Genomic DNA, 839 nt, shown 5'->3' with positions numbered 1-839 from the left:
AGAAAAGCCGGACATCCAAATAAATACCCGTACAAACGAAAAAATCATTTCAATACGAAATGGGCGAACAACGGCTTCAAGGTCTTTGAAAATGGCAAGATCCAATTATCGATGGGGAAGGTTGAAGGGAAGCTACAAGCCCCACTCATACTTTGGATCAAAGAGTTGCCCAAAGGCAAAATCAAAGAAATCGAACTGATTTTTGACCGACAACTGATGTTATCCATGGCATATGAAGATGGTCAGAAAGTAAAAGAAAATACTTTCGCAAACCGTTCGGCAATTGACGTCGGAGAAATCCATACCATTGCGGCAGTTGTGGAAAATGGTGAAAATATCATCATTACAGGTCGTAAAATCCGCTCCATTCATCGGCTACGCAATAAAAAGCTGGCAGAACTCCAACGGAAAATGAGTAAATGCATAAAAGGTTCCAAGCAGTGGAAAAGATACAACCGGGCGAAACGCTATGTACTTTCAAAAAGTGATAAACAGCTTCAAGATGCCCTTCATAAAACAACGAAACAATTTGTTGATTGGTGCATCGAAAATGAAGTAAAAGAAGTGGCATTTGGTGATGTGGACGGTGTTCAACGCAACACATCCCGCCGTAAAAAGAAAAAGGTCCGACGAAGAACGACGAACCAGAAACTATCCAATTGGGCTTTTGGAAAAGTCTATGCCTATCTGGAATATAAACTAGAAGCGGAAGACATGAAAATCGACAAACATGATGAAAGCGATACAACGCAGCAATGTCCTTGCTGTCCGAAGAAACGCAAAGTCTCTTCGAGAATCTATACATGTCCTTGTGGCTATGCGAATCATCGTGATATTCA

Annotated in this window: 1 protein-coding gene; it reads left to right on the top strand. The window is 41.1% G+C overall.

Going from position 1 to position 839, the window contains the following annotated elements; all coding sequences use genetic code 11:
• Positions 1 to 839 (top strand): RNA-guided endonuclease InsQ/TnpB family protein (locus MHZ95_RS20760; RefSeq protein WP_239392684.1); only part of this gene is annotated, 839 nt, incomplete at both ends.

Origin of the sequence: Sporosarcina sp. ACRSM, from assembly GCF_022346545.1 — a bacterium.
Taxonomy (GTDB): domain Bacteria; phylum Bacillota; class Bacilli; order Bacillales_A; family Planococcaceae; genus Sporosarcina.
This window is presented reverse-complemented; position numbering and strand designations above follow the sequence as displayed.